The following is a 22,482-nucleotide window of genomic DNA, read 5'->3' as shown; positions in this document are numbered from 1 at the left end:
TGTTCATTATATACTTGTTTGACTAACTTTATTTTGTTTTTCTTTTTCCTTTTTCTCTCTCTTGTTCCTCTTTCATCTGCATGACCTTCTAAAACTACAGTGATGTTAGAATTTTCTCTTAACCAAGCAGCTTGAGCTCTTAAAGTTTCTCTTGAAGCTGTAGTTAATATAGATTCGTTAGTTGCAAAGAACACTCTATCAGCAACACCATCTGCTAAATATTTTACGCTATCTGTTCCAACGTAAACGTCTCCTTGCATTTGACCTGCAATTTTTTCAATTTTAGTTACTTCTTTAGTTTCTTCTTTTGGCGCCTCTACAGCTACCTCTTTTTTTGTTGCACACGCTGTTAAGATTATTCCAGCTGAAATAACTAATAACGTGTTTTTTAAAATTTTGTTTAATCTCATTAATTTGCTCCTTGCTGCTTTTTCAAATACTATTTTTTTCACAACTAATTAGATGTTTCAACCCAAAAAATCAAGAAATTTCATCCTATTTAAAGATAAAATGATATTAATTACTTAATAAAGACGACCAAGATGGGTCAGATGCGTCAGTCTCAGTTGTTATCAATCTTTCATTATAACCAGTTAAATCAATAGACCATAATTTAGCAGAAAAACCTTCGCCTTTAGAATTAGTTTTTGTTTCTCTATAAAATATCAAAACTCTTCCATTGGGTGACCAAGATGGGGCCTCTTGATAATAGTTTTCTGTTAACAATCTTTCACCAGTTCCATCCGTTCTCATCACTCCAATATAAAATTTTCCTTTATGTAATTTTGTAAATGCAATTAAATCACCTCTAGGAGACCAAACTGGTGTTCCGTACAAACCATTACCAAAAGAAATTCTTTTCACGTCACTTCCATCATTTTTCATGACATAAATTTGTTGGTAACCACTTCTGTCAGAGTTAAAAGTTATATATTTTCCATCTGGAGAATAAGAAGGTGATGTATCAATTGAAGGATGATTTGTTATTCTCTCTACTAATCGAGTTTCTAAATTCATTGTATAAATATCTGATTTTCCATCTTTTGCGAAACTCATGATTATTTTTTTACCATCAGGTGAAAATCTAGGAGCAAATGTCATTCCAGGAAAATCTCCAACTACTTCCTGTGTTCCGGTTTCAATATCTAAAAGATAAACACGTGGCATATTTTTAAAATAAGATAGATAAGTAACCATTTGGCTAGCAGGGTTAAATCTTGGAGTAAGTACAAGCTCATTTCCTAAAGTTAGAAATTTGTTATTTGCACCATCTTGATCCATGATAGCTAATTTTTTTATTCTTTGTGTTTTTGGTCCTTCTTCAGCTACATAAATTATTCTTGTATCAAAATACCCTTTTTCTCCTGTTAACCTCTCATATACTTTATCTGATATTATGTGCCCAACTCTTCTCCAATTTGTTGGTACAGTTGTAAATGCTAAAGCCATCATCTCTTTTGCAGCAAGCACATCCCAAAGTCTAAACTCAACTCTTAATTTATCATTAATAAAATTTACTTTACCGGTGATAAGAGCTTGAGCTTTAATTAAATTCCAATCCTCAAATCTTGGTTTTAAATTTGCTATATCTGGAGCTTGTAAAAATGCTTTTTTATCCAAAGGATTAAATAAACCTGAAGTTCTTAAATTATTTTCAACAATTAATGATATTTCAGATCCAATGTTCTCTTTATCTAAAATTTGCTCAAAATTTTTTCTAGACGTTTCATCTATTGATAATGGTGAGACTGCAAGTGGAAGAGGGTTTAAATTTCCCCTTGTAATATCAACTTCAATTAACGCTAAAGCTTTTAATGGAAAAAAAACAAAAATGAAAATTATAAATTTTTTAATCATAAATTCTTTATACTAACCTCCTAACATCTCTCTTGCATCAAAATTTAATTGTAATTCTTTCCATCTCTCGTAACCAGAAGCTGGAACTCTCAAAGGTTGACATAATCTTACTGCTCTTAAGGCACTTTCTGCTAAGACTTTATAAAAACCTTGTCCAGGTTTATTCATTCTAGCATGATCTAAAATCTCAGTTTTGGTGACTGAACCATCTGGTTTAAGCTTTAACTTTATTCTAACTAGTAAATTTTCATCATAAGGCAAACCTAAAGGTATGCTCCAACAACCAAATATTTGGGCCTTTAAAGCATCTTCCTCACTTAAAGTTAGTTTAGAGTTTTCAATGTTTCTCACTTGATCTTGAGTAACATCATTATTGGTTTTCACTTTTTCTGCTGTTTCTTCTTTTGATTTATCTATTAATGCTGCAATATTGTTTGGATCAAATAAATCTTTTTTTTCAAACTCAGATACTTGCTTTACTTCATTATCCACTTTTTCTGGATTTTGTTTTTTTTCCTCTTTGGTCTTTAATTTTTTTACCTCTTTATCCGGCAAAGGGACAGCTTCAGGATTTTGTTTTTCTATCGTTTTGTTTTTTTTCTCTGAGACAACAGTCTTAGTTTTGGTTTTTTTTACTTTTTTAGGTGGAGCTTGTTCTGAAACCAGTTTTTTTTCTTTTTCTTTTACTTTTTCAATAATTTTTTTTGCTTTAGGCGCAAAAGGAATATTTGTTTCTTCTGTTATTTGAATTAATTCAACAGAGACTATGGGTGGAATATCAATGGGTTTTTTTGAGAGAAAAGGCAAACTTAAAGCTGTAAGAACAACTAATGATATATGTAAAGCTGAGGATATAGCGATACTACTACTCTTCACTGTAACTACCTTTGTTTAAGGGGCTCAGAGATTAGCGCAACCTTTGTAAAACCAGATCCAGATAATAAACCCATTATCTCTAAAACTCTTCCATAGTTTATTGTTTTATCACCTCTTACATAAATTCTTGTGTCAGTTCTATTTTTTGAAACAGCTAAAACTTTAGCAATTATATTGTCATACTCTACTTTTGATTCTTGAATAAAAATTTCACCTTTCGCATTAATAGAAAGTGTTAAAGGTTCTGTTTCCTCAGGCAAAGAATCTGCTGAACTCTCAGGTAGATCAACCTGAACACCTACTGTTAAAAGCGGTGCAGTGACCATGAATATAATTAATAGAACCAACATCACATCAACAAAAGGTGTTACGTTAATCTCACTCATTGGTTCTTTTGATGAGCGATTTAATTTAAAAGCCATTTAAATTATTGTTAAAAATCTTTTTGAAAAATTCTCTAATTTTTCTGAATATTTTTTTGCGTCTGTATTAAATTTATTGTAAGCAACTACAGCAGGTATCGCAGCTAACAGTCCTAATGCAGTTGCGAATAATGCTTCTGCAATACCAGGTGCAACTATTGCAAGACTAGTATTTCTTGAAATTGCAATTGATTGAAAAGAATTCATTATACCCCAAACAGTCCCAAATAATCCAATAAATGGAGCAGTTGAACCTACGGTTGCTAAAAATGTAAATCCCTTTTCAATTTTTGACATTTCCTTTTCTATTCCTCCCTCAAGGAACGCAGTCATTCTTTCACTTATATTTGTTTTTGATTTTTTCTTAAGTAAGTTTTCCATAGCATTTTGGAATACCAAAGACATTGGGTCTTCTAAATTATTTGGTAAACTGTTATAAAAATTTTCAGCAGATTTAGAGTTCCAAAATTTTTCTTCAAATTCTTCTGAAGATTTATTTATTTTTTTAAAAAGTCTATATTTTTCTATAATCACCGCCCATGAGTATACCGAGCAAAGTATTAAGCTAATCATTACTGCTTTAACAATTATGTCTGCTTTTAAAAATAAACTTAGAAGTGAAAAATCTGTATTTGTTCCTAAGTCTAATGCATTTGCGGCTATGTCTGCTTCCATAATCACTCTTCACACTTAATTGTGTCATGAATTTGACTATATAATTTTAAAGATTAGTCATTTTTGTATGTTTCATGAAAATAACTAGCTATCAGAATTGCATCAGCTTTATTGGAGTCTTTTTTTTTAGATAAATTTGACGAAAAATAAGGAAATATTTCAATAGCTCTTGTCCTACTAGCATCCTTTTCTGAATTAATTAAATTAAAATATTTTTTCCATTTTGCAGGTCTTACAAAATAAATTGGTAATTGCATTGCACTGCAAATACCTTTTAAAATTCCAAAAGATTGACCAAAATTAAACATACTAGTTACACCTTGACCTGGCATGGCTGAAACTTGTTCTACAACAACTTTAATATTTTTTTTTTCATATGTTTTTATTCTTGAAGAAATTTCATTAAATATCTGAGATCCATTTACTTGTTTTTTATTTTTTTTTCCTTCGATCATTGTTGGCATTTCAATCACATCTTTGATTATTCCATCTTCTAAAAAACAAATAGATCCTGATATACCTGGATCAATTCCGATTATTAACATTAAATATTTCCTAAATTTACGTTTGAAAAAACGTTCTGAACATCATCATCATCTTCAAGATTTTCTAAAAACTCAATCACACTTTCTTTCTCATCATTTTGAATATTAACACTATTTATAGGCACCCACTCAATTTCTGTTGAAATAAAGTTCGCTATTGTATTTTCTAAATTTTTTTTAACATTATATATTTCATTTGAAACACATTGAACTTCATGAAATTCTTCGTGAGAGATGCATTCCTCTGCACCGGCTTCTATTGCCAACTCAAAAATTTTATCATCTGATATTTCATTTTTATCAATCTTTATTATCCCAAGTTGTTTAAAGTTATGAGATGCCGATCCTTGCGTACCTAGACTTCCACCAGATTTCTGAAAAATTGTTCTCACATTGGAAGCTGTTCTATTTTTATTATCAGTTAAAGTTTCTACAATTACAGCAATTTTCTTTGGACCAAATCCCTCATATCTCAAATTTTCAAAATTTGCACCAGATGCAGCTGAAGATTTATCTATAGCTCTTTCAATATTATCTTTTGGCATATTTGCTGATCTAGCAGCCTGTACTGCTGATCTTAATCTTGGATTCATTGCAGGATCTTTGTCTCCGAGCTTTGCAGCTACTGTGATTTCTTTAGATAACTTCGAGAAAATTTTTGAACGTTGCTTATCAGCTTTTCCTTTTTTATGTTTAATACCTGCCCAATGAGAATGACCTGCCATATATAAATTAAATATTTTTTAGTTTATCTCCAAATATATAACTATTAATGTTTTTAGCTAAACCAGTATTTATATCACAATCAACAATAACACCAGATAAAGTCCCTTCCCCAACTGCAGGAAAATGTTTGACCGAGTCTTTTTTTAAAAATCTGTTTAATGAATTCTCTTTATCCATTCCAATTACAGAGTCGTAATCTCCACACATACCAGCGTCTGTTTGGTATCCAGTACCATTGTTTAGTATTCTTGCATCGTTAGTTGGAATATGAGTGTGAGTTCCAACAACTAACGTTGCATGACCATCAAAAAAGTGACCTATAGCATTTTTCTCACTGGTAATTTCACCATGAAAATCAACCACTAATAAATCGTAATCATCTTTTAATTTATATTCACTTAAAAATTTTTTTGAAGTTTCAAAAACATCTTCACACTTTTTCATAAAAACATTTCCCATGAGGTTAAGCACCCCAACTCTTATATTTTTATCTGTTTTGAAAATTTGAAAACCTCGACCAGGTGCAGGCTCAAAAAGATTTTTAGGACGTAACAATCTCTCTTCTTTTTCTATGTACTTCATGATTTCTTTTTGATCCCAAACATGATTGCCTGTTGTAATTACGTTAACACCACAGTTATAAAAATCTTTGCAAATTTCTTCTGTCAAACCCACCCCTTGGGCTGCAGCATTTTCACCATTGGCAATAACAAAATCAATTTTTTTTAATTTAACTTCACTAAGTAAGCTGCTCGTAAGTTTAGAGCACCCCGAAATACCAACAACATCGCCTAAAAATAAAATTCTCAAAATATCAAACCTCTTTCAGTAATTATTAAATCAAGCTTCTTATCATAATTGTTAACTGGTACCTCTTTCAATTCTTGGAAAGAAAAAGCAAATCCAACTTTAAAGACCTTTTTTTTAATTTCAATTTCTTCAATATAACGATCATAAAAACCACCACCATAACCTAAACGGTTAAATTGCTTATCAAAAGCTAATAATGGAACTAGTAATATATCTGGATAAACTTTCTTTTGAGATAATGGTTCAATTATCCCGTATTTATTTATCTTTAACGGATTATCTTTAGACCATTCATAAAAGTCCATTTGGTTATTTTTCTTGATGATCGGTAATGAGGTAATTTTTTTATTTTTACTAAATAGATTTAAAACTTCTAAATCATCTATTTCATGATTGCATGGATAATATCCTCCAACAATTTTTATTTTAAGCTTATTATCTCTTAAAAATTTTATTAATTTTAAAGAATTGATTTTCAAATTTTCTTTAAAATTTTTTTTTCTAAGTGATCTTATCTTTCCTCTTAATTTAGATTTATTCACAAATTTATTGAGATAAATTTTCTTGTTTTGCTTTTTCGACAAAACTTGAAATTTTCTCTGCAGCAGTTTCAATTAAATCTTCATATTTTTTTTGATTAGTTTCTATCTCGATTTTTAATTGGTCATGATTTAAATTTAACTCTTTTATTTCTTCCTCTTTTTTATCTTTATATTCATAAATTAGAGTTTTTAATTCTTTAAATTTATTTGATAAATCTTTTAATTCTTGTTTCTTTTGTTCAACTTTCTTTTTTGTTTCGTAGTATTCATCCATTATTTTAACTGCAGTAATTAATAAAAGTTTATTCTCTCCCAAATTGCCAAGATCATTTTTTAAATGATTAAATTTTTGGTTTATTTGTATTAACAATTCTTCTAGATGTTCCTCTTGCCCATCATCACAAGATAGTAAAAACTCTTTGTTATTAAATTTAATACTTACATTTGCCATTTATCAATCTCTTCCAACAAAGTATCTGTTTCTTGATTTAATTCATCAATTTTCTCAGAAAACTCTATTTGTTTTCTTTCTTCCGCCTTTTCTTTACTTCTGAACTCATCTAATCTTTTTGACAAAATTTCGTTCTGATCTGATAGCTCTTTATATTTTTTTTCTAGCTCATTTTTTTCAATCTCTAATTGATTTTTTTGCAAATTAAGATTTTGAATATTATTTTTCAAATCTGGATTAGTTAGATCTAAATTTTTTAATTCTTCTAAAGCTTGATTAAGTTTTTTTTCTTTTTCGTTTATAGAATTCATATATATATACTTATAATATTAAATAGAATCTTCTTAGTCTAGTCAGGATAATTTTGAGTAAAATACACAACGATTTAGCAAATTGTATTAGATTTTTATCTATAGATGCAGTTCAAAAAGCTAATTCTGGCCACCCAGGAATGCCAATGGGTATGGCAGACGTTGCGACAGTACTTTTTAGGTATTTTTTAAAATTCAATCCACAAAATCCAAATTGGATAAATAGAGATAGATTTGTTTTATCAGCTGGGCATGGCTCAATGCTTCTTTATTCTTTGTTGTACTTAACTGGTTATAAAAGTATATCGTTAAATTCTATTAAAAAGTTTAGACAACTAAACTCTATTTGTGCAGGTCACCCAGAGTATCATCCAAAAACTGGAATTGAAACAACCACTGGTCCACTTGGACAGGGAATAGCAAATGCAGTTGGATTCGCAATAGCTGAAGAAGTCCTCAAAAAAAAATTAGGTAAAAATTTAATTAATCACAAAACTTATGTTCTAGCTGGTGACGGTTGCTTGATGGAAGGCATTAGTCACGAAGCAATGAGTTTAGCTGGCCACTTAAAATTAAAAAATTTGGTGATGCTTTTCGATAATAATAATATTTCAATAGATGGTCCAACAAGTCTAGCTGTATCAGACAATTTCAAAAAAAGATTTGAAAGCTATGGATGGGATTACATATTAGTTGATGGTCACAATGAAAATCAAATTTATAGAGCTTTAAAAAGAGTTCAAAATGCAAAAAAACCAACAGTAATTTCTTGTAAAACAAAAATTGGATATGGATCTCCAAATAAATCTGGCAAGTCGTCTTCACATGGTAGTCCTTTGGGATTAGATGAAATTAAATTAGTAAGAAAAGTACTTAACTGGGAATATAAACCTTTTGAAGTTCCAAATAAGTTATTGAAAGAATGGAGAGCTATAGGAAGCAAGGGTCAGTTAATTGAAAAAAAATGGAACAAATTAATAAAAAAACAAAGTAAAAAATTAAATCTAATCAAAAATAATAATAACTTTAAAAATATTTTAAATTCAGAAAAAATACTTGCAATTAAAGAATCTAAAAGCTTAGCAACTAGAAAATGTTCTGAGCTAACTTTAAGTGCATTAACCAATTCAAATAATAATCTTATTGGTGGCTCTGCAGATTTAGCTGGATCAAATAATACAAAAACAAAAAAACATAAAATTATTACACCAGGAAATTTTAATGGAAATTATATTCACTATGGTGTCAGGGAACACGCAATGAGTGGGATAATGAATGGAATCTCACTCCACAGTAATTTTATTCCTTATGGTGGTACTTTTTTAATATTTTCTGATTACTGTAAACCATCGATAAGATTATCAGCTCTAATGCAACAAAGAGTTATTTATGTAATGACACATGATTCAATTGGCTTAGGTGAAGATGGGCCAACACATCAACCAATTGAACAATTATCTGGTTTAAGATCAATTCCAAATCTAAATGTGTTTAGACCTGCAGACAGAATTGAAACAATTGAATGCTGGGAGCATGCTTTAAAAACTACAAAGACTCCGAGTGTATTGTCTCTAACAAGACAAAATTTAGATCCAATCAGAAAAAAATATTCCTCAAATAATAAATGCTCACTTGGTGCTTATGAAGTGCTTAGAACAAATAAGAAAATTAAATTAACAATTTTGGCAAGTGGTTCTGAAGTAAATCTTGCAATCGAAGTGAGTCATAAACTTGCTAAAGATAAAATTTATTCTAAAGTTATTTCAGTACCTTGTATGGAGCTTTTTGATAAACAAAGTAAAACTTATAAAAATAAAATACTAAATGAAACTAAAAATAAAATCTCTATAGAAGCTGGATCTAGTGATTGTTGGAAAAAGTATGTTGGAGAAAATGGAAAAAATTTTGGAATTAATGAATTTGGTAAAAGTGCACCGTTTAAAGAAATATATAAATATTTTGGGCTAACAAAAGAAAATATAACTAACAAATCAAAAAATTTAATTAAAAACTAATTATGACAATTAAAGTTGGAATTAATGGAATGGGTAGAATTGGTCGAATGGTAGTTCGATCAATAATAGAAAGCCAAGATAAAAAAATAAAAATACAGCACATAAACAATAGATCAAATTCTGAGACTACTTGTACACTGATAAAATATGACTCAATTCATGGTAAATTTAATGCTGATTTAGATTTTGACGAAAGTCACTTAATAATAAACAATGAAAAAATCACATTTTCACAGGAGTCTAATATTGAAAATATAGACTGGAAAAAATTTGATGTTGATTATGTTTTTGAATGTACAGGAAAATTTAATTCTAAAGAAAAACTTTTAGCTCATATAAAAAATGGAGCAAAAAAAGTAATAGTATCTGCGCCATGTAAAAACGCAGACAAAACAATTGTATTTGGTGTAAATGAAAAAGATATAACCAGTAATGATCAAATAATCTCAGCCGCATCATGCACCACAAACTGTTTGGCTCCAGTTGTACATACGCTAAATGAAAATTTTGAAATTGAAAAAGGATTTATGACTACCATTCACGCGTTTACAAGTGATCAGAGAATTCTAGATAATTCTCATAAAGACCCAAGAAGAGCGAGATCAGCAAGTCAATCAATTGTACCAACATCTACTGGTGCATCAAAAGCAATTGGTGAAATAATTCCTAGCTTGAAAGGTAAATTAGAGGGAGTTGCAATGAGAGTACCTACCCCAAATGTTTCACTTGTAGAATTAGTTTTCACTACAAAAAAGAATATCGACAAAGAAAATATAAATAAATCCTTTGAATTAGCATCTAAAAATAATCTAAAAAATGTACTTGAAATTACTTATGAAAAGTTAGTATCAATTGATTTTAATCATAACCCCGCATCTGCCATAGTTGACGGATCGCTTACTAATGTTGTTGGTGACAATATGGGTAAAATTTCAGCATGGTATGATAATGAATGGGGTTTTTCAAATCGTATGTGCGATATTGCAGAGTTTATTCATCAAAATTCTTAATGCAAAGTATTTCCAGATTAACAGACCTGGCAGGTAAAAAAGTTATTTTAAGATTGGATTTAAATGTACCTCTTGAGAATGGTAAAATAACTGACACTACAAGAATTGACAAAGTTCTTCCAACAATTAAATTTTTATTAAAGCAAAATTCAAAAATAATTATCTTATCTCATGTCGGTAGACCTAAAGGAAAAATAATAAAAGATCTTTCGTTAAAACCAATTCAAAAAGATATAGAAAAAAAATTAAATGAAAAAATAAAACTTATTGAAAAAAATATTTATGAAATAAAAAAAGATATGCTTGATAATTTTAATGAAAAAATTTTATTAATTGAAAATATAAGATTTTATCCAGATGAAGAAAAAAATGATACTAATTTTGCAAAACATTTAGCAAGCTTAGGTGATATTTATGTAAATGATGCTTTTTCATGCTCACATAGAGCTCATACATCTGTTTGTGAAATTTCAAAATTTTTACCTTCTTTTTCAGGATTACAACTAGATTTAGAGATTGATGCATTAAAAAAAATTACATCTAATATAATTAAACCTGTTACTTGCATAATTGGAGGATCTAAAATTTCTACTAAAATCAATATTATTAAAAATTTAATTCCAAAATTTGATAACATAGTAATTGTGGGTGCAATGGCGAATAACTTAATTGAACACAATGGACACAATATAGGAAAATCTCTTAAGGAAGAAAATGTTAATTCTATAGTTAATGATATACTCTCATATTCAAAAGAAAAAGAATGTAATATAATTTTTCCAGAAGATGTAATCGTGGCAAATGATTTGAATGGTCAACCTGAAATTAAAGAATTAAATCAAATTAAATTAGATGAAATGATTTTGGATATAGGTCCAAAAACTGTTGAAAGTATATGTAACATTATAGATAATACAAAAACTATATTATGGAACGGTCCTGCTGGTTATTTTGAAAATCCCAATTTTGCTAATGGAAGTGCTGCAATTGCAAAAAAAATAATTGAAAGAAATAAAGAAAATAAAATTTACTCTGTTGTAGGTGGTGGAGATACCGTTTCATTAATTAATTCTTTAAATGCTGCTAAAGAATTTAATTTTGTTTCAACCGCAGGTGGAGCATTTTTGGAATATCTTGAAGGAAAAGAACTTCCTGGTATAAGCGCTTTAAATTGATATGTCAGAACTAAATAAAATAGCTCTTAAAATACTTTCAAATGGCAAAGGAATACTTGCGGCAGATGAAAGTAACGGAACTATGACGAAAAGACTTGAGGCTGTTAATGTTGAATCTACACCAAAAAACAGACTAGCTTTTAGAGAAACTCTTTTTAGTTCAGAAAGTATGAAAGATTGTATCGGTGGTGTGATCTTATACGATGAAACAATAAACCAAATTTCAAGTTTAGGTAAATCAATTCCTGAATTAATCTCTGCTAGTGGAGCAGTACCTGGAATTAAAGTAGATACGGGTGCAAAAAACTTAGCAAACTCTCCAGAGGAAAAAATTACAGAAGGGTTAGACGGGCTAAGAGAAAGATTAAAAAAATACTACGAGCTTGGTGCAAGATTTACAAAATGGAGAGGTGTTTATTCAATAAGCAATAACTATCCTAGCAAACTTGCAATTCATTCCAATGCTCATGCACTTGCAAGATATGCCGCTTTAGTTCAAGAATGTGGGATGGTTCCTATAGTAGAACCAGAGGTTTTGATGGATGGTGATCATTCAGCAGATGAGTGTTTGGAAAAAACTTCAGAAGTTATAAAAAATTGCTTTGAAGAATTAATTTTGAATAAAACTGATTTGTCAGGGATTATATTAAAGCCAAATATGATTTTAGCTGGCAGTAATTCAAAAAACAAAATCTCTAATGAAGAAGTTTCAGACAAAACACTTGAATGTCTTAAAAATTCAGTGCCAACGGAGGTCCCAGGGATAGCTTTCTTGTCTGGAGGTCAATCCGAAATAGAAGCAACAGAAAATCTAAATTTAATTAACATGAACAATAGTACCAATTTTATAATGACCTATTCATATGGTAGAGCTTTACAACAAAGTGCTCTTAAATTTTGGTCTAAAGATACAACTAAAATCACCGAAACACAGCATGTATTTAACCATAGAGCAAGAATGTGTACTTTAGCTGCTCAAGGCAAATGGTCAAGCGATCTTGAGAATAAATAAAAAAAAATTTATCTATCTTATCTCTCCAAATAAAATTAAGAAGGATTTTTACCAAAATCTAAACAAAGTATTAAAATCAGATAAAATTAGTTTTTTTCAAATGAGATTTAAACAATACTCTTTTAAGAAAAAAATTTTGATAGGAAAAAAAATTAGACAAATATGTAAAAATAATAGAGTAAAATTTATTGTTAATGATGACCCAATTATTGCAAAAAAATTAAACGCTGATGGATGTCATTTGGGGCAAAAAGATATGAATATTAAAGAGGCCAAAAAAATAATTAGAAATAAAATTATTGGTATAACATGTCATAACTCAATTAAACTTGCAAAAGAGGCAATTAAAAATAAAGCTAATTACATTGCGTTTGGTGCTTTTTTTCCAACAAAAACAAAAAAAGTTAAATACAGTGCTAAAATAGAAACTTTGAATAAAGTAAAGAAATTAACAAATATTCCTATCGTAGCTATTGGTGGAATAACAAATGAGAACTATAAAAAACTTTTATTGAACAATGTAAATTTTTTAGCTATCTCAGGCTATATTTGGAACAATAAAAAATACAAACCTGTAGAAGCTATAGAAAGTTTAATATGAAAATAAATGCAAGTGAAATTAGAGTTGGAATGCTATTGGAATATAAAAATGATCTTTGGCAAGTTTTAAAAACACAACATGTAAAACCTGGAAAAGGTGGTGCGTTTGCACAGGTTGAAATGAAAAGTGTTGGTAAAAATACCAAACTAAATGAAAGATTTAGATCTAGTGAAACTGTAGAAAAAGCATCACTAGATGAGAATAAATATAATTATATGTATGAAGATGATGTTAATTATTTTTTTATGGAACCCAAAACTTTTGAACAAATTGAAATTAAAAAAGAAATTATTGGAGAACAAGGTAAATTATTAACTGAAAATCTTGAGGTATCTGTAAGTTTTTATAATGAAAATCCAATTTCAGTTGAATTACCAAATCAGATACAGTGTAAAATTGAAACTACTGATGCAGCACTAAAAGGTCAAACTGTATCCTCATCTTATAAACCTGCAACCTTAGATAATGGTTTAAATATTCAAGTTCCACCGTTTATAGAGGCAGGAGACGACGTAATTGTTGATACTCGAAATTTAGAATACGTAAAAAAGATTTGAAATGATATCGATATCTTCAAATCTTAATTTAATGATAAAAGCTGCTGAAAAAGCATCTAAATCTGTAATAAGAGATTTTGGTGAAGTGGAAAAATTACAAGTTTCTAAAAAGGGCCCTTACGATTTTGTTACAAAAACAGATAAAAATGTAGAAAAAATTTTAATAGAAGAATTATCTAAATCAAAAAAAAATTACTCCTTTATAACAGAAGAAACCGGCAAGATAAATAACAAGGACAAGGAAAATTTTTGGATTATAGATCCAATAGATGGAACCACTAATTTTCTTCATGGAATTCCACACTTTGCTATTTGTATTGCTCACATCTCTAATAACGAAATTATAAGTGGATTAATTTTTGACCCAATAAAAGATGAAATGTTTTTCTCTGAAAAAAACAAGGGGGCATATCTAAATAATCAAAGACTAAGAGTGTCAAAAAAAAATTCTACCGAAGATTGTTTATTTTCAAGTAATCATGAAGGTACAAAATTTAGTGACCTAAATATGAGATGTAGTGGATGTGCAGCACTTGATCTCGCGTATGTGGCCTGTGGAAGACTTGATGGTTTTTTTCATAATAAAATAAATATTTGGGATGTTGCAGCTGGTGCTTTGATGGTTGTAGAGGCTGGTGGAATAATTAACGAAATCAACAAGTTTGATATAAAGAATATTGATATCCGAGCTTCAAGTAGTGCAATTAATAGTAAAATGCTTGAAAAATTAGTTAACTTTTAATTGTTTTAAAATTTTCTTTTGTTATAAGTCTCCGCATGAAAAAAAATATTCATCCAAACTATCATACCATAAAAGTAGAAATGACTGATGGCACACAATTTGAAACAAAATCAACTTGGGGTGCTGAAGGTGATTTACTTAAACTTGAAATTGATCCAAAATCACACGCTGCGTGGACGGGTGGAAAGCAGAAATTAATGGATAAAGGTCGAATAAGTAAATTTAATAAAAAATTTCAAAACTTTAAATCAGAAAAGAAAAATTAAATGTCAAATGCACCTCTAATGCCAATGGCTACTGCTGTTTGGTTAGTAGAAAACACAACTCTTACATTTAAACAGATTGCAGATTTCTGCAAACTACACGAAGTAGAAATACAAGGTATAGCAGATGGGGAAGTTGCGAAAGGGATTAAAGCTTATAATCCAATTATTTCAGGACAACTTTCAAGAGAAGAAATAGAATTATCATCTGAAGATGAGAATAGACCGCTACAAATCAAGAGTAGCGATATTGAGATTTCAAATGATGAAAAGAAAATAAAAAAGTATATCCCTCTTTCAAAAAGACAAGATAAACCTGATTCTGCTTTGTGGCTTATCAGACAACATAATATTTTAAAGGATTCACAAATAGCTAAATTGGTTGGAATTACAAAAAATTCTGTAACTTCTATAAGAAATAAAAGTTACTGGAATTACAATAATCTTAATCCTAAAGATCCAGTAGCATTAAATTTATTTTCTCAAAAAGATCTAATGGATGCAATAGAAAAAGCTGAAAGAAGAATTAAGAGAGAGAAAAAGGAAAAAGAAAAACAAAATAAAGTTAGTCAAACAAGTATATAATGAACAAAACTAATAGACATAAATTAATAAAAGTGATAACAAACCACTTTTTTGGAGGTAGTTATTAAAATAGAAGTTAAAGATAATAATGTTGAACAAGCATTAAGGGTTTTAAAAAGAAAACTGCAAAGAGACGGTTTTTTTAAAGTTATTAAATTAAAAAATACATACGAAAAACCTTCCGAAAAGAAAAAAAGAATTCTTCAAGAAAACATTAAAAGAGTTAAAAAGTTAAATAAACTCAAGAATAGAATTTGAATATATCGCGGGGTGGAGCAGTCTGGTAGCTCGTCAGGCTCATAACCTGAAGGTCGGCGGTTCAAATCCGTCCCCCGCAACCAATTAATCTATAATGTAAAATTAGATTTTTTGCTATCGATTAAAAATGCTTTGACTGTTTCAACAGTTAGCTGGTTAAAAGACTTACCGAACTTTTCAATTTTTTCAATTAAAGTTGGTGGGATAGTGATTATATGACACCCTATTTGTTTAGCTTGCAAAAAATTATATGGTTCTCTCACACTAGCCCATAAGATTTCTACATTTTTAAATTTCTTTGCTAATTTTATACTTTTAACAAATTCTGGAATTGGATCTTTGCCAGTGTCTCCTGCTCTTCCAGCAAAAATAGATATAATTACTTTTGTTTTCTTATTTATTACTTTAAGTATTTTTGAAGTTTGTTTGGCTGTGTATACTGCAGTTATATTCAACTTAATATTATTACTATTTAGCTCTTTAATAACTTTGCCTGAAAATTTATTTTTCGAATTCACTACCGGAACTTTGACGTAAACATTTTTCCCCCAAGAATTTATTTCTTTTCCTTGTTCAATCATAGATATTTGATCATCAGCAAATACTTCAAATGAAATTGGTTTGTTTTTACAAACTTTTAGAATATGTTTAGAGTATGATTTGTAATCTTTAGCTCCAGCTTTTCTCATTAGGCTTGGATTTGTTGTAAATCCTTTTACAATCAGTTTCTTATTAAATTTTTTAATTGAAGATAAATCTGCAATATCACAAAAAATTTTTGTATTCATTAAATCTTATAAATTCTTGGTAATATCTTCAGTCATTTTTTTTGCATCCGCAAATAACATCAATGTATTTTCTTTATAAAATAAATCATTATCAATTCCTGCATACCCAGGAGACAAACTTCTTTTAACAAATAACACTGATTTACATTTTTCCACATCTAGAACTGGCATTCCATAAATTGGGCTTTGTGGATCTGTTTTTGCTACAGGATTAGTAACATCATTTGCACCAATTACAAATGCAACATCTGCATTTGCAAAATCGTTATTAATCTCCTCTAATTCAAATACTTCATCATATGGTACATTTGCTTCCGCCAACAATACATTCATGTGTCCAGGCATTCGTCCTGCTACAGGGTGAATTGCATAAGATACCTTTATGTCGTTCTTTTTTAGTGTGTCGACCATTTCTCGAAGGGCATGTTGAGCTTGCGCAACTGCCATTCCATATCCTGGAACAATTATAACTGATGAAGCATTTTTCATTAAAAAAGCTGCATCGTCTGCATTACCACTTTTTACTGGTCTTTGTTCTTTACTTTGACCTCCAGTTGCTTGATCAGTAGCACCAAAACCACCTAATATTACATTAAAGAATGATCTGTTCATTCCCTTACACATTATATATGAAAGTATTGCTCCTGATGATCCAACTAAAGCACCAGTAATAATTAGTGCTGTATTTTCCAAAGTAAATCCAATTCCCGCTGCAGCCCAACCAGAGTAAGAATTCAACATCGAAATCACAACCGGCATGTCTGCACCACCAATAGGAATAATGATTAAAAATCCAATTAAAAAAGATACTGCTATTAATAACCAAAATAAATTGGTAGATTGTGTTGAGCAAAGATAAATTGTTAAAATTACAATTAATATTAATAATAATGCATTTAATAAGTGTTGACCTTTAAAGGTTATAGGCGCACCTGACATTATTCCTTGTAATTTTAAAAAAGCTATAACGGATCCAGAAAAAGTAATTGCACCAACAGCTGCTCCAATTGCCATCTCTATTAAACTTGCAAGCTTAATATTTCCTGGTGTACCTAAATTGAATGCAGCTGGATTTATAAATGCAGAGATTGCAACAAATACCGCAGCTAAACCAACTAAACTATGAAATCCAGCTACTAATTCTGGCATTGCAGTCATCGGTATACGGTATGCTATAAATGCACCAATGCTTCCACCGATAGCTAAAAATATCAGAACATAAATAAATCCAGAGCTAAAATTACCAACTGACAGAAATGTAACTGTTACAGCAATAACCATTCCGATTATTCCAAATAAATTACCTTGTCTCGAAGTTTCAGGTGAGGATAAACCTCTCAAAGCTAAAATAAATAATACCCCAGATACCAAATATAAAATTGCAGATAAGTTTGCAGACATTATTTATCCTTTTTCTTTTTTTTATACATAGCAAGCATCCTTTGAGTAACTAAAAAACCACCAAAGATATTAACTGCTGCTAAAATAATTGCTAAAAATCCATATATACTGGATGATGAAAAAACTTTTCCTTCACTTCCAGATAAAGCTGCAATTATTGCACCTACAATAATTACTGAAGAGATTGCATTTGTGACTGACATTAATGGAGTGTGTAATGAAGGCGTTACACTCCACACAACATAGTAACCAACAAATATTGATAAAATGAATATGCTTAATCTAAATATAAAGGGATCTATCTCCATAGTACTATTTAATAAGTGTTTTCTCTATTATTTCATCTTCTAAATTAATACTTAGTTTCTTATTTTCTTTATCATATAAATTAGAGATAAAATTAAATACATTTTTAGCATATAAATTAGAAGCTGATACAGGCAATTTGTTTAAAATATTTGCCTCCCCCAAAATTTTAATACCATCTTTTTCGACAGTTTTATCAGCTTCAGTAAAAACTGTGTTTCCTCCTTGAACAGCTGCTAAATCATAAATAACTGAACCTGGTTGTAAATTTTTAAACATATCTTCTTTAATAATTTTGGGAGCTTCTTTACCTGGAATTAAAGCAGTACAAATTATTATATCAATTTTTTTTAATGTCTCTGTTAATAATTCTTCCTGTTTCTTTTTAAATTCATCTGAAGCTTCTTTTGCATAGCCACCTTCGGTTTCTAAATTTTCAGATCCTTCAACAGTTAAAAATTTACCACCCAAACTTTCAACCTGTTCTTTAGATGTCATTCTGACATCAGTTGCAAATACAATGGCTCCCATTCTTTTTGCAGTTGCTATCGCTTGAAGTCCAGCAACTCCTGCTCCAACTACTAATACTTTTGCAGCAGGAACAGTTCCAGCTGCTGTCATCATCATTGGAATTGCTTTTTCATAAACTTGGAAAGCCTCCACTACAGCTTTATAACCAGCTAGGTTAGCTTGTGATGATAAAATATCCATTGATTGCGCTCTTGTTATTCTTGGTAGCAACTCTAATGAAAAACAATTTATTTTTTTGGATTTTAAATTCTCTAATTTTTCTTTATTTAAAAATGCATTTAACGAACCTATTAAAGTTTGGTTTTCTTTAAATAACGACAACTTTTCTTCAACTGGCAATCCTAATTGAATGACAATTTCAGAACTTTTAATTATTTCATCTTCATTATCTAAAAAATTAACTCCTAAATTTTTATAATCTTCATCACTGAAACCTAAGTGGGTTCCATAATTATTTGGTAATGTTAAATTAAATCCTAAACTAATATATTTTTTTGCAATTTCTGGAGTTATAGCTATTCGTTTTTCAATATTATGGTTTTCTGAAATTGAAGCTAAATTCATAAAAATTTAAGTTTGATATTATAATAGAAATATTGCCATTAAAACTAAAACTGTAATTACAGCAACTGTTCCCCATAAAACAAATTTGGTAAAATTATTCCAAGTATTTTTATGGTTTTCATTATCCATAAAACTATTTCTGTCTTGCTTTAAATTTTGGGTTCGTTTTGTTAATCACGTAAACTCTACCTCTTCTTCTAACAAGCTTAGAGTTTAAATCTCTTTTTTTAATAGATTTTAATGAGCTTTTAATTTTCATAATTTTAGCTTTTAATAAAGGAACTTACATAATCTTTCAATTGTAATTTTCCATATTTTTGTATTATTTTGTTATTACTTGACATTTTGGTTAAAGCAGAAGCATATCTTTCACCTAATCTTGGTTTTAAGAACTTGATTTTGCTTTTAAACATTTTTGCAACTTCTAATATTGAATATGAGTTTTTATTACTAATACTATAATATTTGCACTTATCAGCTTTGAATGCTTCATAACAAATTTGAACAGTGTCATTAATATGAGTAAATCGTCTTGTCTGAGTACCAGGTTTAACAACAGTTAAAGGTTTTCTATATTGATATTGATTTTCAAATATTCCAATTACAGTTGCCATATCTCCAACTTTAATTTGTCTTGGTCCATAAACATTATAAAAAAAAATAACCTCAAATTTAAAGTTAAACCATTTTTTTAAATTTTCTAACAATTCTAAATTTTTAGATTTTGTAAAAGCATAGGGAGAAAGATTTTTATCATCACCTTTGTTTCCCAAACTTGCAGAAGTTGCTGAATAAATTAATTTTATATTATTATCTAAGCAAAATTTAAAAACTGCTTTTGAACCAATTGAATTTGATTGATAGCATTCATCAAATTTTTTAAAACTTTGAAAAATTCTTGCAAACTCTCCAAAATGAAAAAAAGCATTAATTTTTTTTTTATATTTATTTAATATTTTATCAATTTTTGAAGTATCACCTTTTAAGTATTTAACTCTTTTATGATTGATATGATTTTTTTTTGATCCTGATGAATAGTTATCTAAACTAATTATTTTATAATTAGTTTTCTTCAATAATAATTCAATTAGATTTGATCCAACAAATCCCGCTCCACCTGTAACGATTATGAGATTTTTCATTTTAGATATGCCTGGCAATGTCCTACTCTTCCGTGTCTTAAGACAAAGTACCATTGGCGCTGAAAGGCTTGACTGCCGAGTTCGGAATGGGATCGGGTATTACACTTTCGCAATAATCACCAGGCACATGATGTATATTTTAATTTAGAGCAAAGTCAATTAATAAAAATTTTAAACTACAATAAGTATCTTTTTGTATAATCATTAATTGTTATTGTTAATCCCTTTTTAAGCGAGTTTTTATGTTTCCAACCATATTTTTTGGCTAATGAAACATCTAAAACTTTTCTCATAGTTCCATTGGGTTTATTTTTTCAGTAAGATATTTTAAATTTTACACCTAAGTGTTTCATAATTAGATGTACATATTCTGAGATACTTTTGTCAGTACCTGTTCCAATATTAATCAAACTTTTTGAAGTTTTTTTTAAAAAAAATAAACATGCATCCGCAATATCGTCACTATAAATTAATTCTCTTAATGGTTTGCCGTTACCCCAAATACTTATTTTTTTTGCCTAAATCTGATAGCATCAACAATTTTTTTGATCAGTGCTGAAAAAAAGTGAGACTTTAGAGGATCATAACTATCATTAAGGCCATATGCATTACATGGCATTAAACATTTATAATTTAATTTATATTGTTTGTGATAACTTTCGCACATTTTTACACCTACAATCTTTGCTATAGCGTAAGGTTCATTAGTTGGTTCTAACATTCCAGATAAAAGATATTTTTTTTTATTGGCTGTTTGCTAAATTTTGGATAAACACAGCTTGATCCTAAAAAAATTATGTTTTTTACATCAACTAAATAACTTGAGTGAATTACATTTGTTTGAATTTCTAAATTTTCATAAATAAAATCTGCTGCAAAACTATTATTTGCTTGAATACCACCCACTTTGGCTGCAGCTAAGACAACTGCATCAGGTTTGATTTTATTTAAATAATTCTTTACTTTTTCAAAATTTTTTGAATCAAGTTCATTTCTTTTTTTACATAGATATTTTTATATTTTTTTTCTCTTAATTTTCTTAAAATTGCAGAACCAACCAAACCTTTATGTCCAGCAACAAAGATTTTTGAACTTTTACTAATCATATAATAATCAAATATTATTTAATTCATAAATAATCATATCTTTAATAGATTATCTTATATTATGCTTTAAAAAAAACTAATCACTATATTTATCATGAAAAATTTTTGATAATCTTTTTGATGCTAATTTATGACCTAAATAATTAAAATGATGATCGTTTTTAATATAAAGATAATCATCAACTTTTAAATTATTTAACAAATCGTAAGTGAAAATATTTTTATCTTTTAAAAATTCTTCAATCAATTTTTGATAATAGTTTTTAGTACCAATTAGAGAATGATCAAAGTCAAAATTTAAATTTTCATAAAAATTTGAATACTTACTGTCTAAATACAAATGATCCTCTAGAAAAACTATATTACATGAAATTAAATTTTTTTTGCAAAAATTAGTTAAATAAGTGAAATCATCAATAATAAATCTATCTATTAAATCTTTATTCTTAACATAGCCTAAATGATTTTCAATTTTCATTTCCCTGAAAGTTAATGAAATTGACATCCAAAAAGAATTATTGATGTCTGATTGAGCATTTAAATAAAGTTCTTCATTTACCTCAGATAAATTTTTCAAATAATATTTTTCATCTACATCTAAAGTTTTAATCAGATAATCTACATTTTTTTTTAAAGAATTTCCAAAATCAACCTTCAAATATCTTTTGATAAAATGTCTATAAATATAATTTAATAAAATTGAATTTTTTAAAACATTTTTTAAATTGAATGAATCTCCATCAATATCTCTTATTAAAGAATAATCTATTTTACGTTCTTTTGATTTTTCTATAGCTTCCAAATAATAATCTAAAAAGTCTGATGCATTATCAATAAAAATATATACAGAATGTGGTTTCTCTTTATCATTAATTTTTGTTAAGATTTTCAGATAATGAGGTATTCCTTGACCCGAAAAACCAAAATTGAAAAAATCATAATTTGATTTGTTAAAATTTTGAGTTGAAATATCGATCATATTTTTATTGCTATCCAAAAATTGTTCAATCATAGAATCTCCAATAAAAACAATTTTTTTTAAGGAATTTGAACTTTCATAATTTTCTATTCTTTCACTTAATGATTTTTTTTTTTGCCATCCAAATTTTGACGTTAATTGAGTTTGTTGAATAATAAGTTCTATTGCAATTAGATAAAAAATAAAAAAACTAAAAAAAATAAATATTTTTTTCATTAAACGAAATTAACTT

General features: G+C 28.7%; 33 protein-coding genes, 1 tRNA gene and 1 rRNA gene. 11 read left to right on the top strand and 24 right to left on the bottom strand.

Features of this window, described 5'->3' with window-relative positions:
* The 11 genes from AMN99_RS01365 to AMN99_RS01315 form a co-directional block, all read right to left on the bottom strand.
* The coding region (locus AMN99_RS01365) for an OmpA family protein (RefSeq protein WP_179850421.1) at positions 1-410 on the bottom strand (410 nt) is incomplete at its 3' end.
* Positions 411-516: 106 nt separating this feature from the next.
* Positions 517-1,857: a Tol-Pal system beta propeller repeat protein TolB gene (gene tolB / locus AMN99_RS01360; protein ID WP_075506060.1), complete on the bottom strand. Its 1,341-nt coding sequence runs from the start codon at positions 1,855-1,857 to the stop codon at positions 517-519.
* A 12-nt stretch (positions 1,858-1,869) separates the two neighbouring features.
* Complete coding sequence (locus tag AMN99_RS01355; protein WP_075506059.1) at positions 1,870-2,733, bottom strand: energy transducer TonB; 864 nt, start codon at positions 2,731-2,733, stop codon at positions 1,870-1,872.
* 5 nt (positions 2,734-2,738) lie between these two features.
* The gene (gene tolR, locus AMN99_RS01350) at positions 2,739-3,155 is read right to left on the bottom strand and encodes a protein TolR (RefSeq protein WP_075506058.1); all 417 of its coding nucleotides are present in this window, start codon (positions 3,153-3,155) and stop codon (positions 2,739-2,741) included.
* Positions 3,156-3,830 (bottom strand): protein TolQ, encoded by a 675-nt coding sequence (gene tolQ / locus AMN99_RS01345; protein WP_075506057.1) that lies wholly within the window; start codon positions 3,828-3,830, stop codon positions 3,156-3,158. It abuts the gene before it with no gap.
* Between the two features lie 53 nt (positions 3,831-3,883).
* The gene (locus tag AMN99_RS01340) at positions 3,884-4,375 is read right to left on the bottom strand and encodes a RuvC family protein (protein ID WP_075506056.1); all 492 of its coding nucleotides are present in this window, start codon (positions 4,373-4,375) and stop codon (positions 3,884-3,886) included.
* Positions 4,375-5,100, bottom strand: coding sequence for a YebC/PmpR family DNA-binding transcriptional regulator (locus tag AMN99_RS01335; RefSeq protein ID WP_075506055.1), 726 nt, complete (start codon positions 5,098-5,100; stop codon positions 4,375-4,377). Before AMN99_RS01335 ends, AMN99_RS01340 begins: the two co-directional genes overlap by 1 nt.
* A gap of 7 nt (positions 5,101-5,107) precedes the next feature.
* Entirely contained in the window at positions 5,108-5,911 is an 804-nt protein-coding gene (locus tag AMN99_RS01330) for a TIGR00282 family metallophosphoesterase (RefSeq protein WP_075506054.1), read from the bottom strand.
* The gene (locus AMN99_RS01325) at positions 5,908-6,453 is read right to left on the bottom strand and encodes a 5-formyltetrahydrofolate cyclo-ligase (protein WP_075506053.1); all 546 of its coding nucleotides are present in this window, start codon (positions 6,451-6,453) and stop codon (positions 5,908-5,910) included. Before AMN99_RS01325 ends, AMN99_RS01330 begins: the two co-directional genes overlap by 4 nt.
* A gap of 4 nt (positions 6,454-6,457) precedes the next feature.
* Positions 6,458-6,904: a cell division protein ZapA gene (locus AMN99_RS01320; protein WP_075506052.1), complete on the bottom strand. Its 447-nt coding sequence runs from the start codon at positions 6,902-6,904 to the stop codon at positions 6,458-6,460.
* Entirely contained in the window at positions 6,892-7,215 is a 324-nt protein-coding gene (locus AMN99_RS01315) for a 5-formyltetrahydrofolate cyclo-ligase (RefSeq protein WP_075506051.1), read from the bottom strand. Before AMN99_RS01315 ends, AMN99_RS01320 begins: the two co-directional genes overlap by 13 nt.
* Positions 7,216-7,268: 53 nt before the next feature.
* Here AMN99_RS01315 and tkt point away from each other — a divergent pair, with 53 nt between their 5' ends.
* The 11 genes from tkt (at position 7,269) to AMN99_RS01260 (ending at position 15,516) form a co-directional block, all read left to right on the top strand.
* A complete protein-coding gene (gene tkt, locus AMN99_RS01310; RefSeq protein WP_075506050.1) occupies positions 7,269-9,230 on the top strand; it encodes a transketolase in 1,962 nt (653 codons plus the stop codon).
* Positions 9,231-9,232: 2 nt separating this feature from the next.
* The gene (gene gap / locus AMN99_RS01305) at positions 9,233-10,240 is read left to right on the top strand and encodes a type I glyceraldehyde-3-phosphate dehydrogenase (protein ID WP_075506049.1); all 1,008 of its coding nucleotides are present in this window, start codon (positions 9,233-9,235) and stop codon (positions 10,238-10,240) included.
* Positions 10,240-11,415: a phosphoglycerate kinase gene (locus tag AMN99_RS01300; RefSeq protein WP_075506048.1), complete on the top strand. Its 1,176-nt coding sequence runs from the start codon at positions 10,240-10,242 to the stop codon at positions 11,413-11,415. Before gap ends, AMN99_RS01300 begins: the two co-directional genes overlap by 1 nt.
* Before the next feature lies 1 nt (position 11,416).
* Positions 11,417-12,427 carry a class I fructose-bisphosphate aldolase gene (locus AMN99_RS01295; RefSeq protein ID WP_075506047.1) on the top strand — a complete coding sequence of 337 codons (1,011 nt, stop codon included), beginning with the start codon at positions 11,417-11,419 and terminating at the stop codon, positions 12,425-12,427.
* Positions 12,414-13,028 (top strand): thiamine phosphate synthase, encoded by a 615-nt coding sequence (gene thiE, locus AMN99_RS01290; protein WP_075506046.1) that lies wholly within the window; start codon positions 12,414-12,416, stop codon positions 13,026-13,028. The genes AMN99_RS01295 and thiE overlap by 14 nt, the downstream gene beginning before the upstream one ends.
* Positions 13,025-13,585, top strand: a complete 561-nt coding sequence (efp, locus tag AMN99_RS01285) for an elongation factor P (protein WP_075506045.1) — start codon at positions 13,025-13,027, stop codon at positions 13,583-13,585. The genes thiE and efp overlap by 4 nt, the downstream gene beginning before the upstream one ends.
* A 1-nt stretch (position 13,586) precedes the next feature.
* Positions 13,587-14,327: an inositol monophosphatase family protein gene (locus AMN99_RS01280; RefSeq protein ID WP_075506044.1), complete on the top strand. Its 741-nt coding sequence runs from the start codon at positions 13,587-13,589 to the stop codon at positions 14,325-14,327.
* A gap of 35 nt (positions 14,328-14,362) precedes the next feature.
* A complete protein-coding gene (gene rpmE / locus AMN99_RS01275; protein ID WP_075506043.1) occupies positions 14,363-14,593 on the top strand; it encodes a 50S ribosomal protein L31 in 231 nt (76 codons plus the stop codon).
* On the top strand, positions 14,594-15,175 hold the full coding sequence (locus AMN99_RS01270; RefSeq protein WP_075506042.1) for a cell cycle transcriptional regulator TrcR: 582 nt from the start codon (positions 14,594-14,596) through the stop codon (positions 15,173-15,175). It abuts the gene before it with no gap.
* A 63-nt stretch (positions 15,176-15,238) separates the two neighbouring features.
* Positions 15,239-15,433, top strand: coding sequence for a 30S ribosomal protein S21 (gene rpsU / locus AMN99_RS01265; protein WP_075484443.1), 195 nt, complete (start codon positions 15,239-15,241; stop codon positions 15,431-15,433).
* A 6-nt stretch (positions 15,434-15,439) separates the two neighbouring features.
* Positions 15,440-15,516 (top strand) — tRNA-Met (locus AMN99_RS01260).
* 6 nt (positions 15,517-15,522) lie between these two features.
* Here AMN99_RS01260 and AMN99_RS01255 read toward each other — a convergent pair.
* The 13 genes from AMN99_RS01255 to AMN99_RS01210 form a co-directional block, all read right to left on the bottom strand.
* Positions 15,523-16,221, bottom strand: coding sequence for a transaldolase family protein (locus AMN99_RS01255; protein ID WP_075506041.1), 699 nt, complete (start codon positions 16,219-16,221; stop codon positions 15,523-15,525).
* A gap of 6 nt (positions 16,222-16,227) precedes the next feature.
* Entirely contained in the window at positions 16,228-17,622 is a 1,395-nt protein-coding gene (locus AMN99_RS01250; protein WP_075506040.1) for an NAD(P)(+) transhydrogenase (Re/Si-specific) subunit beta, read from the bottom strand.
* Positions 17,622-17,930, bottom strand: a complete 309-nt coding sequence (locus AMN99_RS01245; protein WP_075506039.1) for a proton-translocating transhydrogenase family protein — start codon at positions 17,928-17,930, stop codon at positions 17,622-17,624. Before AMN99_RS01245 ends, AMN99_RS01250 begins: the two co-directional genes overlap by 1 nt.
* 4 nt (positions 17,931-17,934) lie before the next feature.
* The gene (locus tag AMN99_RS01240; protein WP_075506038.1) at positions 17,935-19,023 is read right to left on the bottom strand and encodes an NAD(P) transhydrogenase subunit alpha; all 1,089 of its coding nucleotides are present in this window, start codon (positions 19,021-19,023) and stop codon (positions 17,935-17,937) included.
* Between the two features lie 18 nt (positions 19,024-19,041).
* On the bottom strand, positions 19,042-19,152 hold the full coding sequence (locus AMN99_RS01235) for an aa3-type cytochrome c oxidase subunit IV (protein WP_075506037.1): 111 nt from the start codon (positions 19,150-19,152) through the stop codon (positions 19,042-19,044).
* A 4-nt stretch (positions 19,153-19,156) separates the two neighbouring features.
* Positions 19,157-19,282 carry a type B 50S ribosomal protein L36 gene (gene ykgO, locus AMN99_RS01230; protein ID WP_008545413.1) on the bottom strand — a complete coding sequence of 42 codons (126 nt, stop codon included), beginning with the start codon at positions 19,280-19,282 and terminating at the stop codon, positions 19,157-19,159.
* Positions 19,283-19,286: 4 nt separating this feature from the next.
* The gene (locus AMN99_RS01225; RefSeq protein WP_075506036.1) at positions 19,287-20,165 is read right to left on the bottom strand and encodes an NAD-dependent epimerase/dehydratase family protein; all 879 of its coding nucleotides are present in this window, start codon (positions 20,163-20,165) and stop codon (positions 19,287-19,289) included.
* 9 nt (positions 20,166-20,174) lie between these two features.
* Positions 20,175-20,289, bottom strand: a 5S ribosomal RNA gene (gene rrf, locus AMN99_RS01220).
* A 190-nt stretch (positions 20,290-20,479) separates the two neighbouring features.
* Positions 20,480-20,635: a hypothetical protein gene (locus tag AMN99_RS05875; protein WP_256998088.1), complete on the bottom strand. Its 156-nt coding sequence runs from the start codon at positions 20,633-20,635 to the stop codon at positions 20,480-20,482.
* A 35-nt stretch (positions 20,636-20,670) separates the two neighbouring features.
* Positions 20,671-20,886, bottom strand: coding sequence for an NAD-dependent epimerase/dehydratase family protein (locus AMN99_RS05870; protein ID WP_256998084.1), 216 nt, complete (start codon positions 20,884-20,886; stop codon positions 20,671-20,673).
* Positions 20,880-21,107: an NAD-dependent epimerase/dehydratase family protein gene (locus AMN99_RS05930; protein WP_338140310.1), complete on the bottom strand. Its 228-nt coding sequence runs from the start codon at positions 21,105-21,107 to the stop codon at positions 20,880-20,882. Before AMN99_RS05930 ends, AMN99_RS05870 begins: the two co-directional genes overlap by 7 nt.
* A gap of 17 nt (positions 21,108-21,124) precedes the next feature.
* Positions 21,125-21,271 (bottom strand): hypothetical protein, encoded by a 147-nt coding sequence (locus AMN99_RS05925; protein WP_338140309.1) that lies wholly within the window; start codon positions 21,269-21,271, stop codon positions 21,125-21,127.
* Positions 21,272-21,347: 76 nt separating this feature from the next.
* A complete protein-coding gene (locus tag AMN99_RS01210; RefSeq protein WP_075506035.1) occupies positions 21,348-22,466 on the bottom strand; it encodes a hypothetical protein in 1,119 nt (372 codons plus the stop codon).
* Positions 22,467-22,482 lie beyond the last annotated feature (16 nt).

The organism is Candidatus Pelagibacter communis, assembly GCF_001180225.1.
Classification (GTDB): Bacteria; Pseudomonadota; Alphaproteobacteria; order Pelagibacterales; family Pelagibacteraceae; genus Pelagibacter; species Pelagibacter ubique_D.
The sequence above is the reverse complement of the archived record's forward strand: the minus strand, read 5'-3'. Positions and strand labels throughout refer to the sequence as shown.

Coding starts and splice junctions, on each gene's coding strand:
- tolB (WP_075506060.1), bottom strand. CDS start 1,857: ATGATTAAAAAATTTATAATTTTCATTTTTGTTTTTTTTCCATTAAAA.
- tolR (WP_075506058.1), bottom strand. CDS start 3,155: ATGGCTTTTAAATTAAATCGCTCATCAAAAGAACCAATGAGTGAGATT.
- tolQ (WP_075506057.1), bottom strand. CDS start 3,830: ATGGAAGCAGACATAGCCGCAAATGCATTAGACTTAGGAACAAATACA.
- AMN99_RS01340 (WP_075506056.1), bottom strand. CDS start 4,375: ATGTTAATAATCGGAATTGATCCAGGTATATCAGGATCTATTTGTTTT.
- AMN99_RS01335 (WP_075506055.1), bottom strand. CDS start 5,100: ATGGCAGGTCATTCTCATTGGGCAGGTATTAAACATAAAAAAGGAAAA.
- AMN99_RS01320 (WP_075506052.1), bottom strand. CDS start 6,904: ATGGCAAATGTAAGTATTAAATTTAATAACAAAGAGTTTTTACTATCT.
- AMN99_RS01315 (WP_075506051.1), bottom strand. CDS start 7,215: ATGAATTCTATAAACGAAAAAGAAAAAAAACTTAATCAAGCTTTAGAA.
- gap (WP_075506049.1), top strand. CDS start 9,233: ATGACAATTAAAGTTGGAATTAATGGAATGGGTAGAATTGGTCGAATG.
- AMN99_RS01300 (WP_075506048.1), top strand. CDS start 10,240: ATGCAAAGTATTTCCAGATTAACAGACCTGGCAGGTAAAAAAGTTATT.
- AMN99_RS01295 (WP_075506047.1), top strand. CDS start 11,417: ATGTCAGAACTAAATAAAATAGCTCTTAAAATACTTTCAAATGGCAAA.
- efp (WP_075506045.1), top strand. CDS start 13,025: ATGAAAATAAATGCAAGTGAAATTAGAGTTGGAATGCTATTGGAATAT.
- AMN99_RS01280 (WP_075506044.1), top strand. CDS start 13,587: ATGATATCGATATCTTCAAATCTTAATTTAATGATAAAAGCTGCTGAA.
- rpmE (WP_075506043.1), top strand. CDS start 14,363: ATGAAAAAAAATATTCATCCAAACTATCATACCATAAAAGTAGAAATG.
- AMN99_RS01270 (WP_075506042.1), top strand. CDS start 14,594: ATGTCAAATGCACCTCTAATGCCAATGGCTACTGCTGTTTGGTTAGTA.
- AMN99_RS01255 (WP_075506041.1), bottom strand. CDS start 16,221: ATGAATACAAAAATTTTTTGTGATATTGCAGATTTATCTTCAATTAAA.
- AMN99_RS01250 (WP_075506040.1), bottom strand. CDS start 17,622: ATGTCTGCAAACTTATCTGCAATTTTATATTTGGTATCTGGGGTATTA.
- AMN99_RS01245 (WP_075506039.1), bottom strand. CDS start 17,930: ATGGAGATAGATCCCTTTATATTTAGATTAAGCATATTCATTTTATCA.
- AMN99_RS01240 (WP_075506038.1), bottom strand. CDS start 19,023: ATGAATTTAGCTTCAATTTCAGAAAACCATAATATTGAAAAACGAATA.
- AMN99_RS01235 (WP_075506037.1), bottom strand. CDS start 19,152: ATGGATAATGAAAACCATAAAAATACTTGGAATAATTTTACCAAATTT.
- ykgO (WP_008545413.1), bottom strand. CDS start 19,282: ATGAAAATTAAAAGCTCATTAAAATCTATTAAAAAAAGAGATTTAAAC.
- AMN99_RS01225 (WP_075506036.1), bottom strand. CDS start 20,165: ATGAAAAATCTCATAATCGTTACAGGTGGAGCGGGATTTGTTGGATCA.
- AMN99_RS05870 (WP_256998084.1), bottom strand. CDS start 20,886: ATGTTAGAACCAACTAATGAACCTTACGCTATAGCAAAGATTGTAGGT.
- AMN99_RS05925 (WP_338140309.1), bottom strand. CDS start 21,271: ATGATTAGTAAAAGTTCAAAAATCTTTGTTGCTGGACATAAAGGTTTG.
- AMN99_RS01210 (WP_075506035.1), bottom strand. CDS start 22,466: ATGAAAAAAATATTTATTTTTTTTAGTTTTTTTATTTTTTATCTAATT.